This window comes from Vibrio sp. 1641 (assembly GCF_033339995.1).
GTDB classification, from domain to species: Bacteria; Pseudomonadota; Gammaproteobacteria; order Enterobacterales; family Vibrionaceae; genus Vibrio; species Vibrio alginolyticus.
The window spans coordinates 1-566 of the sequence record NZ_JAWOVP010000394.1; the positions used below are offsets into that span (position 1 = coordinate 1).

1 protein-coding gene is annotated in these 566 nt (G+C 45.1%); it reads right to left on the reverse strand.

Going from position 1 to position 566, the window contains the following annotated elements:
- Positions 1-192 precede the first annotated feature (192 nt).
- The coding region (locus R7Z47_RS26170) for an EamA family transporter (RefSeq protein WP_318130941.1) at positions 193-566 on the reverse strand (374 nt) is incomplete at its 5' end.

Below are 566 nucleotides of genomic sequence, written 5' to 3' on the forward strand. Positions count from 1 at the left end.
TGAATTTATCTTTTGGCCCAAATTCGAAGTTAATCGAGAGTTTCATCCCTGGTTTGAGGAATTTATGCAGTACATCTTTCGTATGAGTTGCTGGCATAAGATCTGAGGTTCCAATTTCTGATTGAAAAGAGGCTACCAAAACGCCGTTTTACTCATCAAGTGTGGTTTATAAAAGTTTTTGCCAATTAATCGCTATCTGTGAAGTGGTGGGCGATAAGTTTGAGTAAGTTCATGCTTCATAAAGATTTGGCTGGCGACTACGCTACCGCAAGTGACCAGAATTAACGCGATCCAAGTTAGCGAATCCGGTTGTTCGCCAAAGATTGGAACGGCAAGCAACGTTGCGACAACGGGAGTGAGAGACCCAAATGCGGCGCTGGCTTCGGCGCCAATGATTTTTATGGCATAGATAAACGTAAACGATGCGATAAGCCCTGCGCCGACACCTTGTAACATTGCATGGCTAAACAGCTCCTCCCAAGGCCAACTGGAGATAGGCGTTACCGCTAAATAACTGTCTATCCAACCGAACCCGACTGCGATGATAAGCATAAGTAACGAGACGA